5 protein-coding genes and 1 pseudogene are annotated in these 4635 nt (G+C 36.9%); 5 read left to right on the top strand and 1 reads right to left on the bottom strand.

Features of this window, described 5'->3' with window-relative positions; genetic code table 11:
- The first annotated feature begins 132 nt into the window (after nt 1-132).
- The 3 genes from rpsP (at nt 133) to PN497_RS23900 (ending at nt 2145) form a co-directional block, all read left to right on the top strand.
- The gene (gene rpsP / locus PN497_RS23910; RefSeq protein WP_096566147.1) at nt 133-393 is read left to right on the top strand and encodes a 30S ribosomal protein S16; all 261 of its coding nucleotides are present in this window, start codon (nt 133-135) and stop codon (nt 391-393) included.
- Nucleotides 356-793 (top strand): KH domain-containing protein, encoded by a 438-nt coding sequence (locus PN497_RS23905; protein WP_096566145.1) that lies wholly within the window; start codon nt 356-358, stop codon nt 791-793. Before rpsP ends, PN497_RS23905 begins: the two co-directional genes overlap by 38 nt.
- Before the next feature lie 398 nt (nt 794-1191).
- Nucleotides 1192-2145, top strand: coding sequence for a PhoH family protein (locus PN497_RS23900; RefSeq protein ID WP_096566143.1), 954 nt, complete (start codon nt 1192-1194; stop codon nt 2143-2145).
- 171 nt (nt 2146-2316) lie between these two features.
- Here the strand turns inward: PN497_RS23900 and PN497_RS23895 are convergent, their stop codons facing one another.
- Nucleotides 2317-3237: a phosphodiester glycosidase family protein gene (locus PN497_RS23895; protein WP_096566141.1), complete on the bottom strand. Its 921-nt coding sequence runs from the start codon at nt 3235-3237 to the stop codon at nt 2317-2319.
- 292 nt (nt 3238-3529) lie between these two features.
- On the opposite strand from PN497_RS23895, the pseudogene PN497_RS23890 reads away from it, so the two are divergent.
- Nucleotides 3530-3679 (top strand): annotated as a pseudogene (locus PN497_RS23890) (type II toxin-antitoxin system RelE/ParE family toxin); the annotation flags it as partial.
- Nucleotides 3676-3999: a helix-turn-helix domain-containing protein gene (locus PN497_RS23885; RefSeq protein WP_096566139.1), complete on the top strand. Its 324-nt coding sequence runs from the start codon at nt 3676-3678 to the stop codon at nt 3997-3999. The pseudogene PN497_RS23890 and the gene PN497_RS23885, both read left to right, overlap by 4 nt.
- The last annotated feature ends 636 nt before the right edge of the window (nt 4000-4635 follow it).

Raw genomic sequence — 4635 nt, 5'->3', positions numbered from 1 at the left:
GCCTTCTGCCTCCTGCCTCCTGACTCCTGACTCCTGACTCCTTGATCTCCTGACTCCTGACTCCTAACCGTGCTACAATTATCATTTCATTCACAAAATCACTACCTACCAACAGGACAACGATTTTTCAACATGATCAAACTGCGCTTGAAGCGATTTGGTAAAAAGCGGGAAGCAAGTTACCGCATTATTGCTATTAACGATCTGTCTCGTCGTGATGGTCGTCCCCTAGAAGAACTAGGATTTTACAACCCCAGAACTGATGAAGTGCGTCTGGATGTTCCCGGTATTGTTAAGCGTCTTCAACAAGGCGCTCAACCTACTGACACCGTTCGTCGCATCCTCGTAAAAGCTAATGTTTTTGAACAAGTCAGTGCAAACGCCGCATCATAAACTTGAGCCGAAGTTACCAGCAGCCAGTCCTCACTATGTTGGGCTGGTGAAGTTTCTTGTACAGCCGTTTTTAGAGTCTCCAGAGTCTTTAAGTGTCGATTGTGAAATGTCTTACACCCTTAAACGGGCTTGGATTCGCATCGCTTTTGACCCTACAGACAAAGGAAAAGTCTTTGGTAGGGGGGGACGCAATATTCAGGCAATTCGCACGGTAATTGCCGCAGCAGCAGAATTGGCTGGCCAGTCAGTATACCTGGACATCTACGGCAGCAATACCCAAAATCGGGATGGTATGTCTTTTGATGAAGAACAGGAAGAAAGAATACCCCCACCAAGATCACGAGAAAGAAGTGGAGACATCCCCAGACCTATTGCTAAACCCCGCTTTCGGTCGGTCTAAACTGGTAATTTTGAGGTGACTCAGCCAGTAAGTAGTTCTGGTAAAGATGAAGATAGTCCGCAAAAAAATTGTTATAGCAGGAGTCAGGAGTCGTAGGGGTGAAGCCTTCGGGCAATCAATGATCAATTTTTATTGAAAGCTATTTTCCTGTAAGGGTGAGGCATTCGGGCGATAAATTATCAATTTTGATCACAGTTATTTTCCGAATGCTTCGCCCCTACTTCGCCCGTCCTAACTGCTCTGTCTACGACTATAAAACCAAGATTTTTGCAGTCTTTTGTTGCTAAGTCAATACGACTGAAAAAAACGCAATACCCAGATCCTCGACTTCTTCAAGAAGTTGGGGGTCTATCTTCTGAGAAATTTTTGATAAATTTTGATAAATTTTGATAAACACTATGGCAGGTGCAGTTACAATTGGGCTGCCTAATATTCCCAGTGCGATCGCTCTTGCGGGATATGGGGAAGCAAATCTCAAGTTTCTGTCTCAACAAACAGGAGCTAATTTGGTGCTGCGGGGTCAAGAACTACTCATTTCTGGTCAAGACAAGCAGGTTGATCTAGCTGTGAAAATAGTGCGATCGCTAGAAAATCTCTGGAGTAAAGGTAATAATATTGCTACTGCGGATATTTTAACAGCCCGTCAAGCAATAGAGGGCGATCTCCAAGGTGAATTACAAGACCTACAGCGCGATATCCTCGCTAAAAGTCGTCGTGGTCAAGAAGTCCGCGCTAAAACTTTCCGTCAACGACAATATATTGAAGCTATTCGTAAACGCGATCTCACCTTTGGTATTGGTCCTGCGGGAACTGGTAAAACCTATCTCGCGGTTGTTGTTGCTGTCCAAGAACTTCTAGCTAATCAATTTGAAAAATTAATTTTAACCCGTCCTGCGGTGGAAGCTGGGGAAAAACTGGGATTTTTACCAGGAGATTTACAACAAAAAGTTAACCCCTATCTGCGTCCGCTTTATGATGCTATTAATGAATTTATTGATCCTGAAAAAGTCCCTAATTTAATGGAACGGGGCATAATAGAAGTTGCGCCTTTAGCTTATATGCGGGGGCGGACTTTAAATAATGCTTTTGTAATTGTTGATGAAGCTCAAAATACCACACCCGCACAAATGAAAATGGTGCTGACTCGTTTGGGTTTTGGTTCTCGTATGGTGATTACAGGTGACATCACGCAAACTGATTTACCTCTACATCAACAGTCAGGTTTAACCGTTGCTTTGCAAATTCTCAAGCACGTTGAAGGTATCGCTTTTTGTGAATTTACTCAAAAAGATGTTGTTCGTCATCCTTTAGTACAAAGGATCGTTTCAGCTTATGAACAATATGAAAAATAGTATATTGGTGATTGGTGATTGGTGATTGGTGATTGGTGATTGGTGATTGGTGATTGGTGATTGGTGATTGGTGATTGGTGATTGGGGAAACAGGAAATATTTATCTTTCTCCTGACTCCTTGAACTCCTGACTCCTCACAGATAAATTTTTCAGCAAACCCTACCTATCTTTCACTTCTTATAAATGAGAAACACCGAACCAATGGGACCAAAATTTTCCACATACACCTTATTATTATAAAACAACCCTGGAGACATACCCCCATCAAATAACATTCCTTCCCTAATTCTTCCTAAACAATTATTTCTCGCAATACCTTCTAAAACATCATCAAACTGACTAGGTAACAACTCTTTATTATTTGCAGAAACTTGAATACTAGAATTAGCTTTCACATCATTAACTAACAGAATTACATAACCTTTACTGGTAATTGCTACCATAGAACGGTTAGTAGCACCTTTACAAGCAAAATCACCTAAAGCTTTGCAAATATCTTTAAAAACACCCTGATTGTAAAATCTACCATTACCACCTACTACATTATAATTTAGTAAATTAGATCCTCTTTTTCCTATCTGAATAGTAGCAACACGCTGACTGGGGTTTCCTCCAGATATCGCAAAAGAAGAACGTTTATTTTTAAAAGCACCAGAATATTCAACACCACGAGAAATATTTAAACCTTGGGGTTTATTCACCGTATCTATATAATCTGCATTAATAGCTGCAATAGGTTTTCTACCATTTAACTTGGAATTTTCATCACCTACCAATTGACTAAAAAATTTAGGGATATACTCTCTTCTAAAATTACCCCTACCATCCTTAGCATAGATTTTATGATCTAAACCCACATTTACTTTAAAATCTAAATGGGGGGATTTAGGATTAAAAACAATTACATGATTAATTCCTTTTGAATAACGTTCACCTTTATTATTAGTCTTGAAAAATTCAATACTAAACCGAGAATTATTACCAGGACAAATAGTTGATGGTTTTGGTTGAGAATTAGCCACCTGATCCTGAAAACCTAATAATAAGAAACTGCTACTAATTAAGAGAGATAAGAAAGATAATTTTTTCATGGATTGGTAATTGGTGATTGGTAATTGGTGATTGGTAATTGGTAATTGGTGATTGGTAATTGGTAATGGATAGGATTTACAGGATGGTTTATTTTATCAGAATCAGGACACCCTTTGGGAAGTCAAAAGTCAAAAGTCAAAAGTCAAAAGTCAAAATTTTTTGTCTGAATCAGGATAACCAGGATTATAGGATGTACAGGATGTGATTTTTCATTTTTATGATATGATCTGATTTGTAATTATAGGAAATTTTATATATAATGGATAATGAAGAAGGTAGGATACTTATAGGTGTGTTTATGCAGTAAAAATTGGCAACAATATTTATGTTTTACACGCTTTTCAGAAGAAGTCAAAACAGGGAATTAAAACCCCACAGTCTGATGTTGATTTGATTAAACAACGTTACAAAGATGCAGTAGCAAGAGAACAGGAACAATGAACCAAGAAAAGACATTTACAGAAAGTAGTGGTAATGTTTTTAAAGATTTAGGTTTTGCTAATGCTGATGAACTTTTAACTAGAGGTAAAATTGGAATACAAGTAATTAAAATTTTAAAACAACGTAATTTGAAACGGCGAGAAATTAGCGAGATTTTAGGTATTTCTCAACCGGAAGTATCTCATTTAATGAATGGTGAATTTCAGCGTTTTAGTGAGGGTAAATTATTGATATTTCTGAAAAAACTTGATGCAGAAATTACTTTACATATTCGTTATTATGATGTTGTTAATCAAGGTGAAACTGTGATAGTTTTGTAATTTTCTGATAGCGTGGTGTAAGCAAGATCAAGATAACCAGGATTAGAGGATTTACAGGATGTTATTGTTTAATTGATGGTTTGATTTTCTATCTTTTTGTCTGAATCAGGATAACCAGGATTAGAGGATTTACAGGATGTTATTGTTTAATTGATGGTTTGATTTTCTGTCTTTTTGTCTGAATCAGGATAACCAGGATTAGAGGATGTACAGGATGTTATTGTTTAATTAATGGTTTGATTTTCTATCTTTTTGTCTGAATCAGGATAACCAGGATTAGAGGATGTACAGGATGTAATTTTTATTTTAAGTTTCTGGTTTACGAAAAGATGATAAATTTAGATTAAATAATGATAAGCTGTTACACAGCTAAATTGTATAATCCTAATGTTCTGAACTCTTGTTTAACAGGCAAGATGCCTGTTCCACTTATACAAATTAAATGCACAACAGCTTATAATATCTTTAGATTCTGATGCAAACAGAAAAGTAATCAATAACAATCCTGAAAATCCTGAAATCCTGGACATCCTGATTCAGACAAATTCATTAACTTATATTAAGTTACATTAACAAAATAATAAAAAAATTAATACAACATAACTTAGTCAAGACTTTACAACTATACGTAAGTGT

Source organism: Sphaerospermopsis kisseleviana CS-549 (assembly GCF_028329225.1).
Lineage (GTDB): Bacteria > Cyanobacteriota > Cyanobacteriia > Cyanobacteriales > Nostocaceae > Sphaerospermopsis > Sphaerospermopsis kisseleviana.
Note: the sequence above shows the minus strand (reverse complement) of the source record. Positions and strands in the feature narration are given on the sequence as shown.